Source organism: Flexithrix dorotheae DSM 6795 (assembly GCF_000379765.1).
Lineage (GTDB): Bacteria > Bacteroidota > Bacteroidia > Cytophagales > Flammeovirgaceae > Flexithrix > Flexithrix dorotheae.
The window spans coordinates 1-25,870 of sequence record NZ_KB903461.1 but is presented as its reverse complement, the minus strand read 5'-3'; the positions used below and the strand labels follow the sequence as shown (position 1 = coordinate 25,870).

The following is a 25,870-nucleotide window of genomic DNA, read 5'->3' as shown; positions in this document are numbered from 1 at the left end:
GAAATCCATAAAAACAAAATGTAATCTGTTTATAAAATTGTTTTAATTGAAAAGCAATGGCGCCAGTTGATTTAAGCTTCGTCGCCATGACTGGAATTCATGTGCAGTGTTTGGCGAAATGTAAAAATGCGTATTTATCCCAGCCTCTTTGATCGCCTTGGTGTTTTCCTTAGGATCACCCCATGGTCCTCTTCTTGGATTTTCAAGCTCGCGGCTTCCATAGCTAACAAATACAAGCTTCACTTTCTCCTTAAAATCCGGGTTTTTCTCAAGGTCATCCATGCTGATGCTGCCACCACTTAGCAGGGCAACATGTGAAAATACATCTGGATTGGCCAAAGTGATTGTGCGTGTTTCCATGCCTCCCATTGAAAGTCCGGCCATGGCGCGATTTGGCTGGTCAGATAATGTACGGAAATTTGCATCCACATAAGGAATCAACTCATCAACCAGAACAGTTTGAAAAGGCTTAATATCAAAGTCCTTGAGACCTCCGAATTTAATTTCATTGGTCATCCCATATGTCATCACAATCAGGAAAGGTTTGGTTTTACCCTCTGCTATCAAATTGTCCATGATCAGGTTGGCACATCCCTGGTTGCTCCATGCTGTTTCATCTTCACCCCAGCCATGCTGCAGATATAAAACAGGATATCTTTTTGATTGGTCCTTATTATATCCCGGAGGCGTATAAACGAATGCCCTTCGTGAGGTGTTGGTGCTAGGAGAAGGAAACAAAATTTGCTCAACTTTACCATGAGGCACATTTTTCAGTGCATAAAAGTCTTGGTCGTGGGCAGGAATTTCAATGCCACTTTCCCATCGCACAGAACCGTAGAAATTCAAAGCGCCCGGATCATTAAATGTACCACCATCGATCGTGAGGTGATAATAGTGGAAACCCTCATCCATCGGTCCTTCAGTGGTTCCTGTCCAGAAACCATCTTCACCTTTGGTAAGCTTTGTTCCTCCTCTGCCTCCAAGTCCTAAACTAACATGTACATTTTGTGCTTCAGGTGCATTGATCTTAAATCGTGCATAACCCTGAGAGTTCACCTGAGGATATTCCTGCCCAGGCTGATTCAGGGTTGAAGGTTTAAAATCTTCTTTTACCTCAGTTTCCTGAGCAAAACAAAGGGAAACAAAAGTTACAAATAGTAGCGATAAGATTACTGAATATTTTTTCATCATGTTAGCATTTAATCATTGAATAATAATGGTGTGAACTCATAAAGGCCCCGTCGCCAGCTTTGCCACTCATGGGCAGTTTTGGGTGAAACATAAAAGTGGGTTTTCATTCCTGCTGATTTTAGCGCTTCGGTATTTTCCTTTGGATCTCCCCAAGGCCCTCTTCTTGGATTTTCCAGCTCCCTGCCTCCGTAGCTAATGAACACTAGTTTAATTTTTCCCTTGAATTCCGGTGATCCTTCAACATCATCAGGACTTATGCTTCCCTCACTGAACATTCCGACATAAGAGAACAATTCAGGATGAGCTAGTGTGATAATGCGTGTTTGCATACCTCCCATCGAAAGCCCTGCCATTGCACGGTGCTCAGGCTCAGCCAGAGAGCGGTAATTCTCATCAATCATAGGTATGATTTCTTTGATCAGGGTGTTCTTGAAGCCATCGGCCCAGCCTTGTGGCGGCCAAACCCTGCGTTGAGTCGTATCTCTGGGCGCTTTGTGTGCTCCTTCTGGCCTTCTCCATGTACCATAGTCCATCACAATGATAAAAGGCTTGGCTTTACCTGCAGCAATCAGGTTGTCCATAATCAGGTTGGCATGACCCTGGTTTGACCAACCAGTTTCATCTTCTCCTCCTCCGTGCTGTAAGTAAAGAACAGGAAATCTAACCTTTGGATTTTTATCATATTCGGGTGGTGTATAAACAAAACATCTCCCTGTACTTTCATTGATTTCAGAGTAATAGATATGTTCCCGCACCTGGCCATGAGGCACGTTTTTCATAGCATAAAACTCCTCGTCTTTGGCAGGAATCTCGATACCACTGCCCCAACGGCTAGCTCCATAAAAGAAAAGACTTCCCGGATCAGGCACAGAGGCCCCATCAATATTCAATAGGAAGTAATGAAATCCTTCATCCTGCGGTGCGGATTCACCGATCCAGACACCATCTTCATCCTTTTTCAAATCATACTTAACAGCCCCAATATCCAGCTGAACTCGGTTGGCTTCAGGTGCCTCGATACGTACCCGCACCCTCCCTTCTGAATTTACCTGAGGATATTCTTTGCCAGATTGGTTGACCGAGGATGGCTTAAAATCCTCAACAACCGCTGATTGGTATATTTGTGCTATGCTCAAAGTACCAATTTTGGTCAGCAATATCATCATAATTGCAATGTATTTTTTCATCATTTTTTATTTATGTTAAATTCAAAGTGGTACCATTTGAAAACAGATCGATTTGGTTTCTTTATCGAAACTATCTTCTTTCATTTTCATTGGAGGAAACCTATAACTCAATTAGACATAATATTGATCGTCTTGAGCCACTTTATCATGGGTGGAATCCACTGATCCTTTGGTTGAAACAATACAAATCCATGATCGCCTTTGGGGAAAATGTGCATTTCAACCGGGACATTGTTGTGTCTCAGTGCCTCAAAAAAAGTAATGCTGTTATCAACATCCACGAGTTTATCATCCGCGGCATGTATGAGGTAAGTTGGTGGTGTATTTTCATCAACCTGCAATTCATTTGAGAATTTGTCAATCAACTCTTTCGCTGAATCCGGCCCGATCAAATTCTTTCTAGAATCAATGTGTGTAAGGCTATCCTGCATACTTACTACGGGATATACCAGTATAGTGAAATCAGGTCGAAGACTGGTTCCTTCCTTGTTCTCAATGATATCCATCTCAAAATGCGTAGCTGCCGTTGAAGCGAGATGGCCTCCTGCAGAAAATCCCATGATACCTACTTTGGTAGGATCGACTCCCCAGTTAGTAGCATTTTCACGGACATGTTTGATGGCCTGCAGCGCATCCTGCAAAGGGCCAATTTTCTTATCTACAAGAAGTTCTTCACTTGGAAGTCTGTATTTTAAAACAAAGGCAGTAACTCCCAATTTTGCGAATTCTTTGGCTGTGCTTACGCCTTCACCATTATACACCAGAACACCATAGCCCCCTCCGGGACAGATAATCACTGCTACCCCAGTATTTGTTTCTTCATCAGCCTGATAAACTTCCAGGGTTGGGGTTATCACCTTTCGGATTAAACCCCGATTTTCTGAAGGCTCCGACTCTTCTGCAACTACCTCTTTTGCATTGGGTATATTGCCACCGTACAAATCAATAATCTGTTGTCCTCTAACTGAATATGTAAGAAGAAGAGTTAGGTAAAATACTATTATCGATGACTTCATTATCATTTCCTTAATAATTCCGGATATTCTTTCTTTTGCCGCCTTCATAATCCATGTTGCCAATCAAAAAAACATGCTCAATCAGCTTGGTGTAAAAACGTTTACAAATTTGACTCGATATAGACTATTCTTTGCTGATAAGTTCATTGATCGCCAGTGAGAGCAAAATAAAATCTGCACCAATATCTACGATGTATTCGTTTTCACCCCAGAAGAATGGCCAGTCTTCCTTGTTTTCAGGGAAATCCGGTTTTAAAACCAAAATACCTGGCACAATACCGCCTGCAATGTATGCGAAATCAGCACGATTGCTTCCATATGCTACTTTCTTGGATTTGACTCCAACAGCAGACACGAAAGACAGATTGTGATATGGATGACAGCCAAGAATGTAATCAAGGCCTCTGTAAACATCCTCAGGTTCTATAATGTCCGGGAATGCCTTGTATGCATAATAATTTGTGGTCGCCCAGCTTATGACCGAATTATTTCCAGCCCATCCCCTGGTAGTTATCGGCACTCCGTACGGGTTCTCCTCCTTCAGCTTTTCAATGGATTCCTTGTAGGCCACTATGAAGTCCTTGAGTTTAGCCTGATAGCCCGTATCCATATGAGGATAAGCCTGAATAGCCATGGAAAGTGTCCATGCTGGCATCGATTCTAGAGCAGGCCAGATGTCCTCCGCAAAGCGTTCTTTATATTTATCTTCTTGGGTTGTGATGAAAAGCTGCAATGCTGCTGAAATACGTGACATCTCAGCCCACCTACGCATACGGTTGTCGTTCATTTCATTTTGCATTTCTGTAGCTTCCTTATATAGTGTCTTGGCATACATCAAGCTTTCATCTGCTAATGGTTTGTTATAATTTTTCAAACTCCGATAAGCTGCAGCCAAAGCGCCAGCGGTTGAGAAGTCTAGCATAGGACTTCTATTGGTGAAAGCCCAACGGTCGTCCATTGTTCCACTCGTCAAACCATCAGATTCATAGGGATTTAGATTAGAGTTGTAACGCAAATTATCTGTTTCGGTGGAAGCATCGCCAAGGTGATGATACTGGTGAAGATTTGGTACAATAATACCTCGCACAGGGTGACCAATATTTTTGATCTGGGCCACAAGATTGAGCGTTCCATGTTCTAATTGCTGCAATACATCCGGTTTTCCATCAGGTCGATGGATATCAACATACCTGGTTTCCTGATCGATGTAGGTCTGGTCTCTGTCATGATTAAAATGCTCCCAAATATCCGTCAGGGTAGTCACAACACGATTGTGTGTTCCGGTCTGAATATCGAAGTCACCTGCATCAAACCATCCTCCCACAGCTAAACCAGGAATATGCTCCAGTGGTTTATACTTTGTATCGGTGGTATCACTCATTCGGTACCCATCAAAAAAATTGAGGTTGAGAGGCGCCTGAAGAGCATCATCCATAAATGGTTCTCCATGCCAGGTTCGATATCCTTCATTCACTTTCATGTGGTCCATCTGCACAGGGAAGAATACATCAAGGGTTGGATTTCCTATATTCTCATACACATTGGCTCCAATTGGAAATGAGTTGGTTTTATGATTACCATACTTAATAAAGTAAACTCCTTCATCTTTAACCGAAGAGAAATCAAATTTCACATAGTTGTATCTGTAGAATTTGCCCCATTCTATCACCTTGTTTTTCAAAACCTCTTTTACGGCACCCGATTCATCCACCATGAATAAGGAAGCACTTTGTAGCGGCTGAGCATTTTTGTCAAGCTCAATTACTGCAACCTTCTGCCGCTCAGGATGATATCCTACCTGCGAAAATCCAATGACAGGTTCACGAAACCAGTTATCTACAGAGTTGGGCTCTACATACCAATTGAGCACGTTACCGGTTTTATTCGTTGGTAAAATACTCCTCACAATAAACCATCCGTTTTGGGCCAGATTTCGACCATCAAAAAGCATTAAATCCTCTGTTTCAGATTCTATTTTTATATAGTTTTCTGGATCCTCAGGAGCCAGAACAATTGTTTTGCCCGTTTCCAAAGGATGAGGACTTATCCATTCACCCCTGCCTCTGTCATCAAAAGTTGAATGCCCTTCATACTGATGGATTTTTTTACTGATGGGCTCCATATTGGTATTTCCTGCGGGATAAAGTGGAAAAGTCCCCGGCTTGCCATCAATCAGGTAATTCTTTTCAAAGTAGGCTGAAGGGATAAACTCCATATTAAACCCAGCAAGCCCCTTGAGCTTTTCTGGAACTTCTTTATCAAGAATAACGCTGATAGCAACTCCATTGCCCTTAGCCTTGACAACAACCTTTGAATCAAAATCAAACTCCTCATAACGGAGGGTCACCTCAATACTGTTATTTTCCTTATCAACTTTTCTGTCAATAATCTTGGGCACCAAATCCCATTGCTCAGGAGTGTTCTGCAATCTCACAGCCCCACCGGTTGATGTCCTTACTCCATGATGAATGATTTCAATTCCTGCAGTTTTTTCATCGAAGAACATACCATTGTATTCACTACTGAATACCAGCACGTTTACGCCAGCAGTTTCAAAATAATCCTGGTCATTGATCTTCAATTTTTGACCAAAACTATCTACTGTTAAAAATAAAACCGCTGTTATCAAGAGCGTTGCAATTGGATATCTATAATTGCTTTTTGATTTTACCATCTCCAAAAAAATTTAATAGTTTATTTATATGATTATGCATTATTCTATCTTAAAAATCATGTCCAATTTCATTTCATCATTATCGCACTTTCCTATCCTTATTCTCATTAAATGATCTGGTTGACATCATGAATAAAGCCAGACAAAAAGGCCATAACTACTCTAAATGAAAGTGATTTGTATCTGCTCATTTGGTCTTAGTATTCATTTTTTTTTATATTAATTGATGCTATTCAGGTAGTTTGCATTTTGATAATTAAAATGCTACAAACAGTATAATCCACCTATTTTTTGAACTTTTAAGAATGATTATAAAAAAACAATACTCTTTAATTAAAAACCTCAATTCCTCTCATGTTCATGATCAGGCAGTAATTTTTCTTCTGACAAAATCATTGAGTCTGCATGTTTTTCTATAATTACCTCGTGAAGAAACCAGGTATACTGAATGTTCAAAAATGTATCCCTCATACAATATTTATACATGGTTCAGTATCACCATAATCTTTATTTAAAAGCATTTGTCAAATCTGCCTTAATGCTCTAATAAATTATGACAACAAAAATATCTAAATGAGCATTCATAGTCGTTTCGAATATGTTACATTGTCTTTACCTCATGTTACATGCTATGATTTTTTTTGCGAGAAGGTATAGATAATATCCTGGCATTAAAGAAAAAACAACAATTTTGGATATGGACTGGATTTCCAGAAACGCTCAAAGAAAAATTGAAGGGAGAAATCCATCTGATATCTTAAGAGCAGAATAAAGATTGACAACACGGGACATACTGCACTCTGCCATGTGTGCAGTAGAACCTAATTTATCACTACAGCTTAAAATCCTTTTTATAACATAGCATAAGTTGTTCTATTCGACATTTTGACTTTTGTGGACAAAAATCCAACTTCCTCAGTTTTCGTAAAAGCTTTTAATTTTCTCCTGTTCATTGTAATTTCCGATCAGCAGTAACCCTCCATTGGAAATCTTACTAAAATTGATTTCCTGATTTAATAAACCACCAAATCCCAAATTCAATTTTTAACGAATAGACAGCATTATAGCAATTACTCCCAACAATTTAACTGATTGAAAAATATTTCGGTAATCCCCTAAAAGCTTAGGATTTTCGATTGGGTTATACCGTAACCATAATCGGTAGCCATCTTCTGCTTTTAATTGGGAAAATAAAGCAAGCAGCATTAGGAAGAAAGAAAAACAATATTTAAGCATTTTTGAATAGATTATTGAGATGAAATTTGGAGTACGACTACAGATTTTGCGGGTAGATTGATCTCCAATTTACCTTTTTTTAATTCAAAGTCTTTAAAGGATTTTACAGCCACTTCCTCTGGGTTTTCGAATGTATTATAGGATTGAATAGAATTGGCAGTAAGGATCTGGGCTGATACTTTGCTCGGAATATTTTCACCTTCCAGCTGAGTTAATAATTGGATAGTTTTCCCCGGATGAGCATTGACCAGACTTATATTTACAGTGCCATCATCACTTTTAGAACAGGATACACTGATGGCATCTATTTTCTCTTCATTCAATTCATATTTTTCCGATTTTAGATAATGCGGTAAAAGCGTGCTATTCTGGTGCACTTTGTACATGTTAAAAACATGGTATGTGGGTGTTAAAATCAAAGATTCCTCATTGGTTAAAACGAGCGCCTGAAGTACGTTTACGGTTTGCGCCAGATTGGCTATTTTCACTCTTTCTGCATGATTATTAAAAATATTGAGGGTAATTCCAGCTACAAATGCATCTCTCAAACTATTCTGTTGATATAAAAATCCAGGATTTGTTCCAGGCTCTACATTGTGCCATGTTCCCCATTCATCCACTACTAAGGCCACCTTTTTATTGGGATCATATTTATCCATAATGGTAGCATGTTTTCGGATTAATTCATCCATAAATCCAGCCTTTCTCAGGGTAGTGATATAATCAACTTCATTGAAATCAGTGGCAGAACCCTTGTCGGCCCAGGTTTTGGTCACTGTATAATAGTGGAGTGAAATGCCATCCATTAATTGGAGTGGGATTTTTTTCATCAGGACTTCTGTCCAGTTATAATCTGCCGTATTTGCCCCTCCAGCAATTTTGAATAATTTATTCTCACCATAATTCCGGCAATAAGTGGCATATCGCTTGTACAAATCGGCATAATATTCAGGAGACATATTTCCCCCACAACCCCAGTTTTCATTCCCTACTCCCCAATATTGCACATTCCAGGCATTTTCTTCTCCGTTCTCCTTCCTCAAATTGGACATGGGACTTTCTCCATCAAAATTGATGTATTCTACCCAATCGGCCATTTCTTCTATAGTACCACTCCCTACATTTCCACAGATATATGGCTCAGTTCCGACCAGCTTACAATAATTTAAAAATTCGTGTGTGCCAAAACTGTTATCTTCGGTTACCCCACCCCAGTGTGTATTTACCATTTTCGGGCGGTTCTCGTAATTACCAATGCCATCCATCCAATGGTATTCATCGGCAAAACATCCACCAGGCCATCTCAGATTTGGAATACTGATGGCCTTCAGGGCTTCCAATACATCTTTTCTGTAACCATCCACATTGGGAATATCGGAATCCTTCCCCACCCAGATTCCACCATAGATACATCGGCCTAGATGTTCGCTAAAATGACCATAAATATGTTTATTAATTTTTACGGATCCTTCATCCAGATGAATAATTAATTTGTTTTCAGTTTGAGCAAAAAGTGAAAAGTTTGCTATTAGAAATATTAAAGTCAGATAAATTTTCATTATTTATGAAGTTTTGTAGATGAATTGAATTTTGAAAAAATTGATAGTTCGTGAGGTTGTATAAAAAATCACAATTGAAAAAATAGGCTGAAAAAAACAGAAATATATCTCTATAACCTTTAAAGCTGTTTCTGCTTTATTTTACTTCAAAATTTGTGCTTTCTCATTGTATTTCTATTATTTCTAACACCACCTTAAAAACCTTTTCTTTTGCATACCTTGGAAAAAAATCACATTAATTCTTTATTTGGTTTTCTCGCAATTTCCCCCCAAATTTCCATTATAATAATGTTTTATCTTGTTTTAGCAAGATTGAGGGCCTTTTAGGCTAAAATAGTATCATTTTGAAAAATTGAAAACTCTTTAAAATATATAGTTTTTCCAAAACTATATTTAATTATGGGCCCTAACTGACAACTGGGACAGTTTTTTTAGTTTATATAAAGTTATTGAAAATTTTAGGGCTATATGTCGAAAAGCCCTAAAATTTTCGTCCGAGTTATTCATACAGTTCAGGAATAACCCTTACGACTACTTAATAGGCTTAATAAAATTCATCAATTCTCGGTCGTGGTTATTTACAATTCTGCATTCATTATCAAAATACATTGTAGCACCATTTTCGGCAGTATAAGGTTCCCACTTTGGAAGCACACTCTCTACATTGGGATTACCTGTCTTTACAAAGTTTATCCAGGCGGAACTCATTTTGTTTGCTAATTTCCATGCATCTTCTGAATCGCCTGTCCAGTCGGCTCTGAGGTCAACTGTATTAAATGCCAGAGGAATGTCCAAACCATGAAAAGAACCTCTCGATGCACTATCAACTGGACTTTTCCATGTCAGCAAATAGACATACAGTGGAGCATCTGTCTCTGAAGCCCTTGCATCAGCAGTCCGTATAGTATAAGGTCTGAAAACCTTATCAATAGAAAGAAGATCCTGAGGTGTATAACCAGGATAAGCCTTGGAGAACAGCGAAATATATTGGTCGGTTTTGTTGCCATAATCTTTTGTTAAGCGAGCTTCGGCCTGCTCCATTGTTAGGTTTTTCTCGCCATAAACAGTGGGCATTAACTCATTCAGTGTGGAACCTATCATAACAGGTATATCTTTTGAAATATCAGCAAATCCAGGACTGAAAGGTTGTTGTAGCAAAACGACACTATCCACTGAAGGTGCAAAGCCAAACATCGTTGGCGATCCAGGTTTCCTAGGACCGGAAATTTTTGCTATAGCGGCATTTCCTGCTTTTACAAGATCCGGGTATGGGATAGTATCAAGTTTTTCAATGGAGTTTGGCGTAAGTCCCAAATTTTTAAGTACGGCTAAAGTTAGGGTTTGTGATTTCTCCTTAGTCATTGCATTTAGCAAGGTCCCACTCTGAATAATTGCTTTATGAAACAAGCCTTTTGCCGCTGGCATACACATCAGTGTGCCAACCTTTCCCCCTCCTCCGGATTCACCCACAATGGTTACATCGGAAGGGTTTCCTCCAAACTTCTCGATGTTTTTTTGGACCCACTCCAGGGCTTTCACAATGTCCAGCATACCGACATTAGCTGAATAAGAATACTTTTCGTCATATGCCGAAAGATCAAGAAAACCAAGAATGTTCAATCGGTGATTTACAGATACCATTACAATATCCCCCTTTTTAGCCAGGGCTTCCCCGTAGGTCATAGGATCATTGCTGGCGCCAACATGAAATCCACCACCATGTAACCAGAGCATTACCGGACGCTTTTTGCCATCCTTTATTCCCTGAGTCCAGACATTTACACTGAACAGTTCATTTTCGTCTTGGAGGAAATCAGGATACCAGGGTACAACTTGTCTGGCTACTGGTCCAAAGTCTGTACATTCACGAATTCCTTCCCAGGCATCAGGATCCTGTGGAGGCATAAACCTTTCAGCCTTGGCGTATGGTATGCCTTTAAAAGCATAAACACTATCATTAAAACTACCTGATATTTCACCATTTGTGGTTTCAACAACCAGTTCCAAATTGTTGTTTGTTTTTTGCTTGCAACCCGTAAAACAAAATCCGGCTGTGATTAAAAGAAGGAAAAAAACTTTTGTTGCTAGTCTCATGGCATAAAAATTCATTTATTTAATTTTGTTATTATTCAAAATAAGCCTAAAATTCATTGTATAAATTGTTATTTAACTATCTATAATGCAGGGAATAAGCTACCTAAACAATAAAGGAGCAAATTTAAAAAGGTCATTTCTCCATACTGGCCAGGTATGACCTCCGGGGCTTTCATAGTAGGTATGGTCAATAGCCAGTTCTTTGAATTTAGAAAGCATAATCTGGCAATTGTTAAAAGCAATATCCTCTTTTCCTCCCATGGCAATCCAGAAAAGGTTTAAATTTTTATTAATTAATTCTGAATTGTTTTCTGCAAAATCATAGTATTTTTCGGAAATAGATTTTTGCTGAGGCAACCAACCTGAACTGAAAACTCCCAAATAGGAAAATAAATCTGTATTATATAAGCCTGCATAGAGGGTTTGTAATCCGCCCATGGATAATCCGGCAAGCGCTCTATTTTTTGATTCAGTTTTTACTCTGTAGCTCTTCTCAACAAATGGAATGATGCTTTGCTTCAGTTCAGCATCAAAAAGCTTTAAAAAGTTTTCATCGAAGCTGGGTAATGTTGCATTTCCATCAATCATAACTACCAACATCGGAGTTGCCTGCTGTTCGGCAATGAGGTTATCCATGATTAAATCGGCTTTACCTTGGGTTGCCCAGCCTCTTTCATCTTCACCTCCTCCATGCAAAAGATATAAAACAGGGTAGGATTGCTCTGGATTTTCCTCATACCCTGGAGGTGTATAGACAAAGATCCTTTTCCACGAATTTGAAACTTTTGAAAAATATCTTTTCATCCTGATATCTCCATGAGGAACATCTTTTAGTGCGTAATAACTTCCGTCATCACTCGGAATTTCAATACCGCTGGCCATTCTTCCCATACCATAAAATGTTTCACTTGAAGGATCCGCAAGAGCAACACCATCAATTAAAAGCGAGTAATAGTGAAACCCACCACTGATTGGTTTGGTAGTTACCGACCAAAAACCATCTTCATCTTTTTCCAAGTCATATTTTTCCCCTAAGTCAATCTGGATTTTTTGAGCTTCCGGAGCTTTTATTCGAAATATCACGCGATGATCAGGAAGAATTTGTGGGTACGTGGCAGACCTCACATTGGTAGATGCCGGAGTTCCCAAAATACTATACTGATTAAAAGTGGATTGATCAACCGGCTTAAAAATAAGCTGAGAGAACATATAAAGGTCATTTTTCCAGACTTTAAAATCGTGGTCACCTGGCTCGATATAATAAATATGAGGTATTTTTTCTTTAAAAAGATATTCATGGGTGCGCCTACTAAATGAAATTAAACGATCTTTATCTCCGCAGGAAATCCACAATAATTTTAGCTTTTTCTTTGCTTCTTGGCTATCAGGAACCAATTCTTTTGGTGGTTTGGTATTTGGTGCAGAAGAAAATCCTCCTACCCAGGCGAATGTATCTAGATTACCCAATCCAAAGTTCAATGATTGACCTCCTCCCATAGACAATCCTGCTATTGCACGATGATCACTGTCTGAAATAACAGGATATTTTTTCTCAATAAATGGAATTAAATCATTAAGCAAATCTTTTTCAAAATTTGTAAAAGCCGCTACTTTTTCCTTGTCGAACACGTTTCCAACCGCACGATCATCTTTCATTGCCCTACCATTTGGCATGACTACGATCATGGGTTCAATTTTCTTAGAAGCATATAGATTATCCAAAATAACTTGTGGGTCTCCTCCTTTTAGCCATTCTTTGTGATCTCCTCCAATTCCATGAAGAAGGTATAATACAGGATATTTTTTCTTTTTGGAAAATCCAGGAGGTGTATATACTAATGCCATCCTGGAAGTTCCAACAGTTTTGGATTTATAACTGATACTATCAAGTTGTCCATGAGCAATATTGCTTTGCATAATATCAAAACCTGGAGGTGCAGATTTCTCATGGATTTGGCATACTGCCATTGAAAAATTTATGATTATACCTATTAGGCCATATAATAGTTTATCCATATCAAGTCAATTAATATATTTTGGAATTAGTGAGGTTTCTCAATTATTTATCCTTTCATAAGTAGAAAAGAGTTGTAAAATTCATTTATTCAGGTAGTGAATTGTTTCCTGAGGTAGTATATAAACCAATCAATGCCCCTGTGAACCCTCCTGCAATATTGGTTGAAAGAATATCACCAGAAACTATATCTCCTAGACTTACAAAATCAATCTCATTTGTAGAATAGCTAAACTGATAATCATCACCAGTAGCTTTCACCTGGAGCTGTATCGGATTATTAATATCAATCTTTGTACTTGCAATAATTTCGGAACTTACTTCTTGGTCTATCCTGCTTTTTCTTTGATTTTTTTCTAAAAGGACGACATGTTCATTGTCCTTTTTGGTAATCCCAAATACATAATTAGAGCCTTCATTTTGAAAACAAACTATTCCCGCCAAATCTTTTTCAGAACCTGGCTTATATTCCATAGTAGTAGTAAAAGTAAAGTGATTATGCTGCTGTCTATAAAAAAGTGTGGAAGTTGGTTTTAGCTCCTTAATATTTGCCTCAAATGGCTCAATGATTAAGCCTTTCTTAGTAATGTTGATAAATTTTTCACGAGGACCCCTGAGACCAATCCATCTGTAGTCTAGTTTTTCGGAACTAAAATTCTCTTTGAATGTGAAGTTACCATTTGGGAAAAAACCTTCTTGCTTAGTTTTATTTGTCACACCTTCAGGCAATCTGAGTTTCGGTTCCATTGGTATGAGGCCGTTTTCAAAAACAGGGAATTCTCCTGACCAGTCTACTGGCAAAATGAATGTTTCACGGCCAATATTAACCCTGTCTTTTTCATTTGGTCGAATTGCTAAAAACACCCCATAATATTTCCCATCAGGGCCTTCCACAAGATCAGCATGTCCTGCCCAATCGACCTTATTTTTTCTATCCTTTGTAAAATATCTTTGCGTTAAAATCGGGTTATTTGATGCAGGAATAAAAGGCCCTTTTGGGGTTTCACTAACAAAAATGACTTCGCTATGCCAATCTCCAGTACCTCCCTCTGCACACATTAAATAATAACGCTCGTTCTTTTTGTAGATATGTGGCGCTTCAATCCAAATTGGTTTATTAGTTAAGTCTACACCACCATCAACAATGATCTGATCAGTCCCATTAATTACCTGATCATTTTCCACATCGTAATCCCAAATTTTGATGACTCGATGACCATCATAAAGCTCTTTGCCTTCATCAGGTGCATCATTGTGGACTATATAACCTTTTCCATCATCATCAAAGAATATACAAGGGTCGATACCGTTAAAATTTAATTTTTTTGGCTCACTCCAACCCTGCATAGGATCTTTGGTTTTTACAATAATATTCCCAAGCCCGCCTGCAAATGCAGTTACTATCATGTAGAAAGTATCATTGTTGGGATTGTATGTAATACCTGGTGCATAAACCCCTCCACTAATATGAGTATCATGAACATCTAATTGTGAAATTCGATCTAAAACATGACCAATTTGGGTCCAGTTTACCAAATCATTTGAGTGGAAAATCGGTACTCCCGGAAACATAGCAAAGGAGGAGCATACCATATAATAATCATCACCTTTCCTTGTTATTGCAGGGTCAGGATAGCAGCCTTGTAAGATTGGATTATAAAATTCATCAGGTTCCAATGGATAATTCTTGTAAACCTGGTCATCTCCCTGATAAATTACCTTTGAAAATACAGGGCCATTCTTAGGAATTTTAACTTTTAATTCCCCCTTATTTCCTACTTGGCAAAATGTATATAAACCTAATAAGAGTGTAAAAATTATTATTTTCACCTGATTCATTTATGATTAGTTTTTGTTACTTTTAAAAATTTAACCTCATCTATTTTTCTAGAGATTGTTTTTATTACTACTATTTTATCCCAATTTTAATTTGAGTAATTGAATGGGGAGGAAAACTATAAGTCAATTCATTGCTGTGACTATTGATTTCCTTTTTTATAGGTTCATAATCCAATGCTTTTTCATAGGTGAAAGGTTCTTTCAAATCTGATCTGTTTATCGAAGTAACCTCAGCTTTACTTGTAAGTTCTCCTGAGGCATTCAGTATATCAGTGGTAATTGCTTTGTCTTTGTGTCGGTTAACTACATTGATAAATATTGTATTTGATTCTTTTGAGTAAACAGCAGTGACATCTAAGTAAGGGATACCTAAATACTTTTCAGTATTGAAAGTATCACATTCTACATAAATATCGAGTGCGCTACCAAGACAGTTGTTTGAAAACATTTTGAAAGTATGGAATAAAGGAGTCTTAAAACTCCCTTTTTCAGGATCAGTTTGGATAAGAGAAGTCATTAAGGTGAAGTTTGTTATCTTTACAACATCTGCATGCCGTACGAAAGAATTTAAACATTGAGCAATTGGTAGAACACTTCTAAAATCTCTTCCAAATACACCCCACTCATCAAATGCAATATAGATAGGATTCTCAAACCCCATTTTAGCTCTTGCTGTTTCAATTGCTGCTGAGGGAATTGTGATTTTTTCCTCAAAATCCATTGCACTTTGCCCCATATAGCTATAATAATCATCTGACCTTTCCCAATAGCGGTGGATGGATAAGTAGTCGATTTTATCTCCTAAACCTTCCAACACTTTTCTATTCCAATCCACCCATCTGCCTGAACTTTCATAATAGGATGATCCTGAAGCAACTAATTGTATAGTACTATCCACAGCTTTCATTGCCTTTGCAGCCTCCTTCCCGATTTTTATATAATCATCTGCATTTTTATATCCTAGCTCCCATGGTTCACCGTCTACTTCATTGCCCAGGTCCCAAATTTTGACATTAAATGGTTCTTTATTCCCATTTTCGATTCTGAAATCTGAATAATAAGTACCTTTTATATAATTACAGTATTCAACCCACTCAGCAGCATCCTGAATTGTTGCAAGACCCAGATTAACACAAATGATATTTTCGCTGTCTATCGCCCTATTCAATGCTATCCATTCATCGGTACCTACATGGTTATTATCTACTCCGCCCCAGGCGAGGTTGATCCGTGTGGGCCGTTGCTCTTTAGGTCCTATACCATCTTTCCAATTATAACCCATTACAAAATTACCTCCTGGCCATCGCATGTTGGTAATTTTAAGTTCCCTCATTACATCGATATAATCCTGTCTAAATCCTTCTTCATTGGCTAATGGAGATGAAGGGTCATACAAATTTCCATATAGGGTATTAAATTCTATGGTATCAGAAAGACCCATACGACTTCCGTTAAAATGGATAGGTTCCATAAACACACCATAGATCCTCGGATCAATATCCCCAATTGCCCTATCGATGTCAATTTTGATTAGGGCATGTTGGGCACTGAGAGTAATTGGAAGTATCAAGAGTATGTTAAAAAGGAAGTTTTTCATTTTCATTTTTACAGGTTAATTAAATTATTGGAAAGTAATCAATCATATTACTTTACCAATAGGCATATATATGTCTTATTTTCACCAGAAGGATGGATTATTCTTTATGTGTAAGATCCTTCAACACCCCAAAATGATCGATTTGGATTTTTCCTCAATATCAACCACATATTTCCCTTCAAGACCAGTACTCCTTTATTTCAGGGAATTCTCTAATCCTTCACCATTAGGATATCTAAGTGTGTTAAAATTATGTCTCAAAGATAACTACGTGTGTGTTTAAAGCGCTTTCACCTATGTTACAAAGTCTTGTCACCTTGATACATTTAAATATTTTTTAAGTCTTTGATTTAAAATTCATTGAAAAATTAGGTCAGCATGAAATGAGATTTGGATTTAGAAACAATTTTCTTTTTGAAAATTTCGATTCTTCAATTTGTAATTCAGAAATCAAAGGGGAATTTAAATTAAGGCAAAATATTAAACACAACTTTTCACATATTACTACCTGTAAACAGCATATATGATTAAATTGCTAAGAACTTATGATTATAAAAAGGATGATGGATTTCTAAAGTAATTTCTTCTTCTTTTCTTGATGATCACCAGGTTGTGATACATTAAAAGAGGAAGGAGGAATACCATAAAATTTTTTAAAAGCATTAGAAAAATGAGAAACGGTGGTAAACCCTACTGCATATGCAACTTCAGAAACATTCATCGGTTTGTCACTGTGAAGTAGAGTAGCAGCCTGATGCAACCGTATATTGCGTATAAAATCACTTGTGGATTGATTAGTAAGCTCCTTTAATTTGCGATACAGGTGAACCCTGCTGATACCAATTTCATGAGATAACATTTCAACATTTAAGTTCGGATTGTCTATGTTTTCACCTATAATGTCTAATACCCTGGTAAGTAATATTTCATCTGGTGGTTTCAATTCTACTTTTTTGACTTTGTCATTCTGGTGCTGGTTCCCACTATAATTATTCCTTAATAGTTTTCTATTTCGGATAATATTCTGAATAGTCTTTTTTAAAATTTCAATTATAAAAGGTTTAGTTAGATAGGCATCTGCTCCAATACCAAGTCCTTTTAATTTATCCTCTTCTCCTGATTTTGCTGTTAAAAGAATAATAGGTATGTGATTTACATTTACATTTTGTTTAATTTTCTGACACAGTGCAACTCCATCCATATCAGGCATCACAATATCACTGACTATGAGATCTGGTTGATTTTTTAATGTATATTTTAGTGCCTCATTTCCATTCGAACAAGTTGAAATTTGATATTCATGCGTAAGCTCACCGGAAAGGTAATCGAGGATTTCCTGATTATCATCTACCAAAAGTATTTTATCTTTCTTTTTTGATTTTTTATTTACATTATCTATTGAGTCAATTATAAAATCTGAGGGTTGAAGTATATACTCTTTAGAGTTACTAAATGATTTGTTATCAAATATTTCATCATTGTGCAAATGTTTATTGCCTAAAGGTAACTTTATTATAAATCTGCATCCTATTCCTTCTGGATTATCCTCTACCCAAATTTCCCCATGGTGAAGCTGGACAATTGAACGGGTGAGATGAAGGCCTACTCCTGTTCCTCCTTGGGTCATTATTCTACTTTCAGGAGTTTGATAAAAACAATCAAAAATCTTTTCTTTCTCAGCTTCTTTTATTCCAATACCATTATCAGAAACTACTATTAACACATAATCCTTGAAAAAATTTGCTGATGTTTGATCCTTTTCAGTGCTAATTTTAATACTAATATTTCCTTTTACAGGGGTAAATTTCAATGCATTTGAAAGAATGTTTAAAATGGCTTTATCAAAATTGTCAGGATCAATCCAAACATTTAGATGACTCTTCTTAGTTTGAAAAGCTAAATTAATATGTTTAGACTTTGCTTGTTCTTCAAATACAAGGCATAGGTCCTGGAGGTATTCCACCATTTCAATCTCCTTGAATTTCAACAACATCTGGTTTTTATCAATTTTTTGGATATCCATCAATTGATTGATGAGATGTAGAATTCTTTCAGAATTTCTAAAGATACTCTTATATGACTTTTGACGCTCCTCATCCACATCTTCCCTCTTTAGTTTTTTCAAAGGATTAATGATAAGAGTCATCGGGGTTCGAATCTCATGGGCAATATTAATAAAGAATTGCAACTTAGCATCGTACACTTTCTTTTCCTGAATATGCTCAAGCATTCTCTTTTTTGTGAGATAACGTTGGCGGGCCTGATGAATTAGAAAAAAGGAGATCATTAAAAAAAGTGAAAAATAAATCAATTTTGCCCAACTCGTAAGAAACCACACTGGATGAATAATTATTGAGATTTCTTTTTCATTGGAATAAGTATTGTAATATTTCGCCCTAACCTTAAAAGTATACTCTCCTGGTGATAAATTATTAAAGGTAACATTATTAGTCCCAGGTCTTAAAGTAATCCAGTTTGCATCCTGATTAACTTTGTACATGTAGATAATTCGTTCTGGATTTGAGTATTCCATAGTTGAGAACTCAATAGTAAATGAATTGTCTTTGTGTGCCAAATTGAATGTTTCAGCAAGGATCACTGCTGAATCCACTATTGAATATGGACCAGATTTAGTCCTTTTGTTCACAGGCTTATCATGAATATAAAATCCAGTAAAAAAAACGTCAACTTTTTTACCTTCATCTTTTATTTCTAAGGGATTAAAAACTGTTACCCCCTGGATTCCACCAAACATTATTTCACCATCCTTATCAGTAAAAACAGATCGCATATTAAATTCATTACCTTGCAAACCATCGTAAGTATAATAATTAATAAAATTCCCAGATGCTTTATTCATCTTAGAAATTCCATAAGTAGTACTGACCCATATATTATTCAAAGTATCTTCTGTAATAGAACAAATTACATTGTCTGGTAATCCATTGTCTATTGAGAACGAAATGATATCATTAGTTTTAGGATTTAACTTCATTAATCCTTGTGTTGAACCTATCCATAGCATACCAACTTTGTCCTCATATAAAGTAGTAATAGCCTGATCGGGTAAAATGGTATTTACTCCAAATGTTGATATAAAACTGTTAGATTTAAGATCGAGACAACCTAATCCTACCACCGTACCGATATATAATTTTTCATCAGATGAAACCAATAGGGCATTTATCCATCTATTGTTCAAATTATTAGATGTATGACTCTCAGATTTATCTTCATCGAAATGCGTGGTTATACCAGTAGTTAAGTTAATTTTGTAAAGTCCAGAACCAAGTGTACCTACCAATAGGTTTTTATTGTAATCTTCTTCGATACTAAAAATTGGCGTGATTTTTCTTTTTTTGCTGTCCAAAAGTTTATTCATCAGTTCGCAATAACCTGATGATGGATCCATTTTTACTAATCCTTTATCATATGAGCCTAACCAAAAATTATTTTGAGAATCTTCGAATATGGTCATAATGGTAGCTGGCACATTTGGATTACCATTTTCGTACTTAAAGTGAGAAATAAAGTCACCCATTTCATCAAGTTTATAAATACCATCTCCATCTGTACCTATCCAAATAAAGCCTTTTCGGTCTTTATAAACTGAAGTAATACTGGAAGAACCTATACTATTTTTTTTTATAGATTTGTGACCAATATACTGAAAGTTGTTGCTGATAGTAGGTATTAGTACAACCCCTTTTTGATAAATTCCCAACCAAAGGTTACCAGATTTATCCTCGAGAATGGTAGTGATTTTGGATTTTGAAAAATCAAATGAAGCCACATTAAAATTTCCATCAGATATGGATCCTTTGGTAGGATTAAATACTTTTAGTCCCATCCCCTCTGTGCCTACGAGAATGTCTCCCTTGCTGTTACGATTTAAGGTGTTAACCCGAAGGGGAGGACCATTGTCCAATGGAATTGGAATAAAGCGTCTCCTATCTCTATTATATTCAAATAAGCCGTTTTTAGTGCTTCCTACAATTAGTTTACCTGAATGATCCTCACAGAAACTGGTAATGGTAATTATTGGATTTTCTTCCGTTGTGAAAAAGTTTATAAGTTCATTTTGGCTAGTGTAGCAAAACAGGCCTTTATCTTGAGAGGTAACCCATAAGTTATGGTATTTATCTTCATATAGATGGGTTAAAAATTTGCTGGGAATTTGGTTGGAGATTTGTTTTGCCTGAAAGGATCTACCGTTTCCAACTAGTTTAAAAATTCCGAAACCTGAGGTTGAGATAATAATATCGCCATTTTTTCGCTCAAGGATTGAGGTAACAAATGCACTTAAATAGTCTCCTGTTTCTGAAATTAAAGGTATTTCATAAAAAGTATCTGTATCGTAATTAAATTGTTGTAAGCCATTACCATATCCAATAAACAGATTATTATGGCTGTCCTCAAACAGAAGATGGGAAAAATTGCTCAAAATACTACCTGATGACTTATTGTTTTTCTTATAGGTTACGAATCTTGAAGCATCATAGCGCATTAATCCATTTTCTGTGGCGATCCAAATAAAACCAAAATGATCCTGAAGCACATCATGAACCATGCTGCTAGAAAGTTCGTTTTCTACAGTGAAAAACTTACCTGATTGTGAATATCCAAGGCCTGAAATCAGAAAAAAAATAACGGAATTAAGGAAATAGTTTAGATATTTCAAATCAACAAATTTTTTCATTTCCAAGGTGTTATCACTCACGAGAATATTTTGAGATAACAAATATCCTAAAAATCAGTACAATATTATTTTAGGACAACATAAACAATCCTAGTTTATTAATTTGTTTTAAAAACAAATTAATATCTCAAAGTGGAAAATTATGGATAACGCAATTGGATTCCAAGTATGTGCAATTATTGGTCAGAATTAGTTCGTTTTTGTCTCCCGAAAATGAAGTAATGGTTCCGTCATGGGATAAGGAAAATGTGTCTGCTATTTTTTCCTGGGTTGTCATTTTTAAATATGCTACAACGAATAATTGCAAATTCAGCTTAAAGCGTAGTAGCTGTTTAATTTGCCTGAGGTTTACTTTAATTTACCAGGCTTATAAAACAGATATTCGAATTTGCATAGTGTTATGCTTCAGTTTACTCCTTTAGAGTATAGGAACTTTCTGTAAACGGTGGTGCATTTTCGAAAAACTTTCTGCTACTTTTTTTTCAGAAGTATATTTATGTTATTCTATGAATGTGGTTTTTGTAATTTCGAGACTTTCATTCCATAAATTTTTTTGAAAGTCCTTATTGTAAGAATCAATTGAGGTTTTAACCTCTTTTCCATCTGAGAAGTAAATTCCTTTCAAGTCTTTATATTTTGCAGAATACGCAAGGTTTGCTAAATTTCTTCCTGCTTGGGCTGGGGTATGTATATTGCTTTTTAATAGGATCAAAATAGGGAAGACATTTTTCCATAAAAATCGCATTACAGGTGTGTAAGTTCTAGCAAGCCCCGTTCCTGGTGTTAATCCTGGGTCATAAGCATTCACCCGGATATTTGTGTGCTTTAATCGCTCTTGTAATTCGTAAGTCGTCATTATGTTACACAATTTTGACGTGGAATACCTTCTTTGCCCAACAATATTTTGTTTTTCGGAAGTTTCTTCTGGATAAGCAAGCTCTTGAACACTTGTGTAAATTGGTGGTTCTATTGGAGTTTTAAGTGCTGGGTCGTGAGTTTCACTGGATGTAAATGTTATATGTCCATTATTTTTTATAAAAGGAAGTAATTGCATTGTCAAAGCAAATGCTCCTAGATGATTTACACCAAATGTCAGTTCAAATCCGTCTGCGGTATATTGCGTTTCACCAATATTCTGCACGCCTGCATTGTTTATCAAAATAGAAATTGATAGTTTTTTTTCTCTTGACAATTTCTCTGAAAATTCACGAATAGATTGTAGTGAAGCCAAATCCAATTCCAAAGACGTTAGGTTTTTATGATCTGTTTTGTCCTTTATCTTTTCAATCACTTCTTTTCCTGCTTTTATATTTCTGGCAGGAATAATAATGTGTTCGTTTTTGGCAATTTGAGCCATTCGTAAGGCACATTCAAAACCAATTCCGTTGGTTGCACCTGTAATAATTATTGAATCCATAATTTCTTGCTTTTATTTTAATGATGAAGCAAAGTTCAACACTTCAAAAGCAAAAACTTTTGCCATTTGGCAAATAATGAATTCAGATGCTTTTTCTAATTCTACTTAGTGATGATTGCGTAATCCCCAAGTAGGATGCAAGATAGGAAAGCGGAACTCTATTAGCTAAATTCGGAAATTTCTCTAAAAAATTTAAATACCTTGTAGTAGCATCCTCAGCTAACATTGGGCTAAGTTTATTTACTTTTTCAACCAATGCTTTTTCGGTTATTTTATTGATTATACTGTCCCATTGAATGATAGTAGCTGATAAATCATTAAGTGATTCAGTAGAAAATACAAGCAGCGTACAATCTGTTACAGCCTGTACATATTCCGAAGATGGGATTTTTTGATTGAAGCTGTTTATGTCCACTGCAAAATTGTTTTCCTCAACAAAGTATTTGGTGATTTCATCTCCTTTGCTGTTGTAGTAACAAACTCGAAAGATGCCTTCTTCTATGAATGCTACTTGTCTTGGAATTTTCCCTGCTTCAGAAAAGTAATCGCCTTTTTTCAACTCCAATATTTTTACTTTTCTTTTTATCAAATCAATTTGTTGCTGATTTAGCTGCCCAAATTCCAATAGATAGGTTATTAATTTCTCCATATCCACAAAGATTGTCATTGCATTTCTTCCAGAATTTGTCAAATGGCAAAAAAGATTGAATGATATTGATGGTGTAACATTTGGACTGTTTTTTTAGTTGCAGGTAACGAACAATTGCAAATTCAGCTTAAAGCATAGTAGCTATTCTATTTACCTGAGGTTTAATTTAGTTTCTAAGGCTTATTCATATCTATTAGCCATATCGTCCCACCCTGCACTGTATCAGCTTAGCTTGCCGAAAGCTACCGCTTCTCACGTTGCAGTAGCTGTTAAGGCTACACGAGCCAGAACTTCGTTGCTTCTCCCCCAAGGCTTCACCCTATTACTAGAGCGCCTGGGTAGGGTCAGATGGTGAACATCTAGTTTCTTACAGATTTAAAACCTGTAAAACATATATAAAGGCGACTTCATGTCGCGAGTACGCTGGGTGGTGTGAGAGGCGCACTGGCTACCAGTTGGTAGTCAGCCGTCTCGATTTTGGCCAGTTTATCCAAATATTTCAGCGTTTTTAAATTCCTTTAGTTCTAATTCTATAGGTAAATTTTTTTTATCTCTGAATTTTAATATTTTAGGATCATTGTCACAATAGATAATATCAAATGATAATCTATTATTTCCATAAATTCCTCTATGAATCATGTTTGCAGAAAAGACCAATAAGTCAGTCCTTTCTAACTTTATTAAGTTTCCTTTTTTAAGAGAATCACTTGGTTTCTTATTGTTTAGTGAATTTCTAACCTGATATTCTTCTGTAGAATCCCACTTCCTATGTGTCTCTGGTATTAATTCAATCCCAAGTTCCTTTTTAAAAGGTATTCTAAAATGAATAACATTTTGAGTTTTTATAGCCTCTTTTTGGTCTTTTTCACTTATTCCCGTATACTGAATATCTCTATGCCAATAGTTTTTCTGATTCAAGTTATTAGGGTCGAAAAAAAGTTGAGTATTCAGAAATTTTGGGTTATCAATTTCTATGAGATTTACCATCTTGTTGGAAGATATAAACTCAAACAATATTTTCTTATCCTGTTTGCTCAAACTTTTTGAGGAAGTAAGGCTATGGCTATTTATAGCTCCTTTTGAATAGAATTCTTGGTTTTCCTTTAACCAAGAATTATGAAACTTGATTATTATTGGCTCAATAAGCGAGAGTTCCTCTTCATTAAAGAAGTCTTGGAAATAACTAAACCCATAATTAATATAATTTCCTGTTTTCATTTTCTTGCGTAATTGTACCGTAGAGTAGAGCCTGATAGCCCTCAAGTTTTATCACGAATATAATGAAACTTTTCAGACTATCAGTACCCCAATTCCATTGTGGCCATTCATCAAGTTTTCTCTCATACGGCTGGGCGGCATTCCGATTACCGATAGGGTTCTTCATTGAGCTTTCGCAAGGGTTTTCAAGCGTGCATACTTTCCCAAGTCCAACAAGTTTTTGTATTTCACCAGATACTTGTAGGGTTGCTGGCGTAGCAACTTGTGCGCTTTTCTTCCTTTGCTTTTCAACCATTTAATTAAATAGTTTGTAATCCACACACGGGTTAAAAAATTCCCCCTACCCAAAGTAAGGAAAAGCCTGGGCATGCCAGCAGCTGTAGCAAAACCAGTGTTTACTGTAAAAGATGTCCTCAGGATCACCGAAGGTTTTGATCCGGATAGCTGCCCAGTTTGCAAAAAGGGGAAAATGCATGCTGTGGAGGAATACCCAAGACTGAGAGGATCACCTCAATATCAAGGTGGAGTGGGCAAAAGTGTTGTAAAAATGAAAGAAAAAACCGTTTCCAGCAAACGGATGAAATTGCTATGCCCCTGGCAACATGAATCTGCCAAACCGGGCTATTGATTACCCTAAAAATGATTACTGAAATGGAAACTAGCTACAAAAAACGTTACTCCAAACAAAAGCACCCCTACCAAAAAAGCACTTCTACAAGCAAGAAAAAAATTGAATTTAAAAAGGACTTTTTCCGAATCTAATCCCCATTAGGTTTGCTCAATACAAGAAAATTTCAGTGGGATCCCCAGAACCCACCTGAATTTGATTTTTTATTATTAGCAGTTGTGTTTTTTTGTCGTTCGAACGATACTAAGATAATTACATAATTTATTTGGAATGTTCGTTCCGGAATTTATATCTTTACGGAACAAACATTCCAATTAGGAATATAAAAAATACAAAAATGGATAAATTAAAAGACAAAGTCGCTGTCGTTACTGGCGGTAGTGCAGGTATTGGTTTTGCAACAGCCAAAGAATTTGTTGCACAAGGGGCAAAGGTTGTCATAACAGGTCGCAATCAACAAACGATGGATGCTGCCGTGCAAGAATTAGGGAATGAAACCATAGGCATACGTTCTGATACTTCAAACTTGGAAGACATAGACCACCTTGTAAAACAAGTTAAATCTAAATTTGGCAATGTGGATGTACTATTTGTAAATGCCGGTGTTGCATTGCAAGAGCCAATTGGTCAGATCACAGAAGCCGCTTTTGAAGAAATGGTTAGCACTAATTTTAAAGGAGCTGTTTTTACTACCGAAAAGTTCATTCCGATTTTGAAAGACGGTGCCGCTATCATACACAACACCTCCGTTAGTGCGTTTACTTTTAGCGCAGGAACCGCAATTTACAGTGCAAGCAAAGCGGCTTTAACTGCATATAGTAAAACCGTATCTGTAGAATTAGCCCAAAGAAA

General features: G+C 36.6%; 15 protein-coding genes and 1 pseudogene. 2 read left to right on the top strand and 14 right to left on the bottom strand.

Annotated features, from left to right (window positions below; translation table 11 throughout):
* Positions 1-42: 42 nt before the first annotated feature.
* From A3EM_RS0126115 to A3EM_RS47995, 14 genes are all read right to left on the bottom strand, one after another.
* The gene (locus A3EM_RS0126115; protein ID WP_020531202.1) at positions 43-1,188 is read right to left on the bottom strand and encodes an alpha/beta hydrolase-fold protein; all 1,146 of its coding nucleotides are present in this window, start codon (positions 1,186-1,188) and stop codon (positions 43-45) included.
* 11 nt (positions 1,189-1,199) lie between these two features.
* On the bottom strand, positions 1,200-2,378 hold the full coding sequence (locus A3EM_RS0126110) for an alpha/beta hydrolase (RefSeq protein ID WP_020531201.1): 1,179 nt from the start codon (positions 2,376-2,378) through the stop codon (positions 1,200-1,202).
* Positions 2,379-2,485: 107 nt separating this feature from the next.
* Entirely contained in the window at positions 2,486-3,442 is a 957-nt protein-coding gene (locus A3EM_RS0126105; protein WP_020531200.1) for an alpha/beta hydrolase fold domain-containing protein, read from the bottom strand.
* 76 nt (positions 3,443-3,518) lie between these two features.
* Entirely contained in the window at positions 3,519-6,068 is a 2,550-nt protein-coding gene (locus tag A3EM_RS0126100) for a glycoside hydrolase family 9 protein (protein WP_020531199.1), read from the bottom strand.
* Between the two features lie 1,247 nt (positions 6,069-7,315).
* Positions 7,316-8,863 (bottom strand): alpha-N-arabinofuranosidase, encoded by a 1,548-nt coding sequence (locus A3EM_RS0126075; protein WP_020531194.1) that lies wholly within the window; start codon positions 8,861-8,863, stop codon positions 7,316-7,318.
* 531 nt (positions 8,864-9,394) lie between these two features.
* Complete coding sequence (locus A3EM_RS0126070; protein WP_044239881.1) at positions 9,395-10,957, bottom strand: carboxylesterase/lipase family protein; 1,563 nt, start codon at positions 10,955-10,957, stop codon at positions 9,395-9,397.
* A gap of 99 nt (positions 10,958-11,056) precedes the next feature.
* Complete coding sequence (locus A3EM_RS0126065) at positions 11,057-12,973, bottom strand: alpha/beta hydrolase-fold protein (RefSeq protein WP_026210599.1); 1,917 nt, start codon at positions 12,971-12,973, stop codon at positions 11,057-11,059.
* Positions 12,974-13,058: 85 nt separating this feature from the next.
* Positions 13,059-14,810 (bottom strand): glycoside hydrolase family 43 protein, encoded by a 1,752-nt coding sequence (locus A3EM_RS0126060; protein WP_020531191.1) that lies wholly within the window; start codon positions 14,808-14,810, stop codon positions 13,059-13,061.
* A gap of 70 nt (positions 14,811-14,880) precedes the next feature.
* Entirely contained in the window at positions 14,881-16,407 is a 1,527-nt protein-coding gene (locus tag A3EM_RS0126055; protein WP_052323391.1) for an alpha-L-arabinofuranosidase C-terminal domain-containing protein, read from the bottom strand.
* A gap of 571 nt (positions 16,408-16,978) precedes the next feature.
* Positions 16,979-21,106, bottom strand: a complete 4,128-nt coding sequence (locus A3EM_RS43735) for a hybrid sensor histidine kinase/response regulator transcription factor (RefSeq protein WP_044239878.1) — start codon at positions 21,104-21,106, stop codon at positions 16,979-16,981.
* A gap of 499 nt (positions 21,107-21,605) precedes the next feature.
* Positions 21,606-22,523 (bottom strand): SDR family NAD(P)-dependent oxidoreductase, encoded by a 918-nt coding sequence (locus tag A3EM_RS0126040; protein WP_020531187.1) that lies wholly within the window; start codon positions 22,521-22,523, stop codon positions 21,606-21,608.
* Positions 22,524-22,605: 82 nt separating this feature from the next.
* Positions 22,606-23,172, bottom strand: a complete 567-nt coding sequence (locus A3EM_RS0126035) for a Crp/Fnr family transcriptional regulator (protein WP_026210598.1) — start codon at positions 23,170-23,172, stop codon at positions 22,606-22,608.
* 486 nt (positions 23,173-23,658) lie between these two features.
* Complete coding sequence (locus A3EM_RS0126030; protein WP_020531185.1) at positions 23,659-24,390, bottom strand: hypothetical protein; 732 nt, start codon at positions 24,388-24,390, stop codon at positions 23,659-23,661.
* Positions 24,368-24,556: a hypothetical protein gene (locus A3EM_RS47995; protein ID WP_083925307.1), complete on the bottom strand. Its 189-nt coding sequence runs from the start codon at positions 24,554-24,556 to the stop codon at positions 24,368-24,370. Before A3EM_RS47995 ends, A3EM_RS0126030 begins: the two co-directional genes overlap by 23 nt.
* A gap of 147 nt (positions 24,557-24,703) precedes the next feature.
* Between A3EM_RS47995 and A3EM_RS0126020 the strand changes: the two are divergent.
* Positions 24,704-24,935 (top strand): annotated as a pseudogene (locus tag A3EM_RS0126020) (IS91 family transposase); the annotation flags it as partial.
* Between the two features lie 420 nt (positions 24,936-25,355).
* Positions 25,356-25,870: SDR family NAD(P)-dependent oxidoreductase (locus tag A3EM_RS0126015; protein WP_020531182.1), on the top strand; the 515-nt coding region annotated here is incomplete at its 3' end.

Excerpts from the sequence above, each read along its gene's own strand:
- A3EM_RS0126115 (WP_020531202.1), bottom strand. The coding sequence starts at position 1,188 with ATGAAAAAATATTCAGTAATCTTATCGCTACTATTTGTAACTTTTGTT.
- A3EM_RS0126110 (WP_020531201.1), bottom strand. The coding sequence starts at position 2,378 with ATGAAAAAATACATTGCAATTATGATGATATTGCTGACCAAAATTGGT.
- A3EM_RS0126105 (WP_020531200.1), bottom strand. The coding sequence starts at position 3,442 with ATGAAGGCGGCAAAAGAAAGAATATCCGGAATTATTAAGGAAATGATA.
- A3EM_RS0126100 (WP_020531199.1), bottom strand. The coding sequence starts at position 6,068 with ATGGTAAAATCAAAAAGCAATTATAGATATCCAATTGCAACGCTCTTG.
- A3EM_RS0126075 (WP_020531194.1), bottom strand. The coding sequence starts at position 8,863 with ATGAAAATTTATCTGACTTTAATATTTCTAATAGCAAACTTTTCACTT.
- A3EM_RS0126070 (WP_044239881.1), bottom strand. The coding sequence starts at position 10,957 with ATGAGACTAGCAACAAAAGTTTTTTTCCTTCTTTTAATCACAGCCGGA.
- A3EM_RS0126065 (WP_026210599.1), bottom strand. The coding sequence starts at position 12,973 with ATGGATAAACTATTATATGGCCTAATAGGTATAATCATAAATTTTTCA.
- A3EM_RS0126060 (WP_020531191.1), bottom strand. The coding sequence starts at position 14,810 with ATGAATCAGGTGAAAATAATAATTTTTACACTCTTATTAGGTTTATAT.
- A3EM_RS0126055 (WP_052323391.1), bottom strand. The coding sequence starts at position 16,407 with ATGAAAAACTTCCTTTTTAACATACTCTTGATACTTCCAATTACTCTC.
- A3EM_RS43735 (WP_044239878.1), bottom strand. The coding sequence starts at position 21,106 with ATGAAAAAATTTGTTGATTTGAAATATCTAAACTATTTCCTTAATTCC.
- A3EM_RS0126040 (WP_020531187.1), bottom strand. The coding sequence starts at position 22,523 with ATGGATTCAATAATTATTACAGGTGCAACCAACGGAATTGGTTTTGAA.
- A3EM_RS0126035 (WP_026210598.1), bottom strand. The coding sequence starts at position 23,172 with ATGGAGAAATTAATAACCTATCTATTGGAATTTGGGCAGCTAAATCAG.
- A3EM_RS0126030 (WP_020531185.1), bottom strand. The coding sequence starts at position 24,390 with ATGAAAACAGGAAATTATATTAATTATGGGTTTAGTTATTTCCAAGAC.
- A3EM_RS47995 (WP_083925307.1), bottom strand. The coding sequence starts at position 24,556 with ATGAAGAACCCTATCGGTAATCGGAATGCCGCCCAGCCGTATGAGAGA.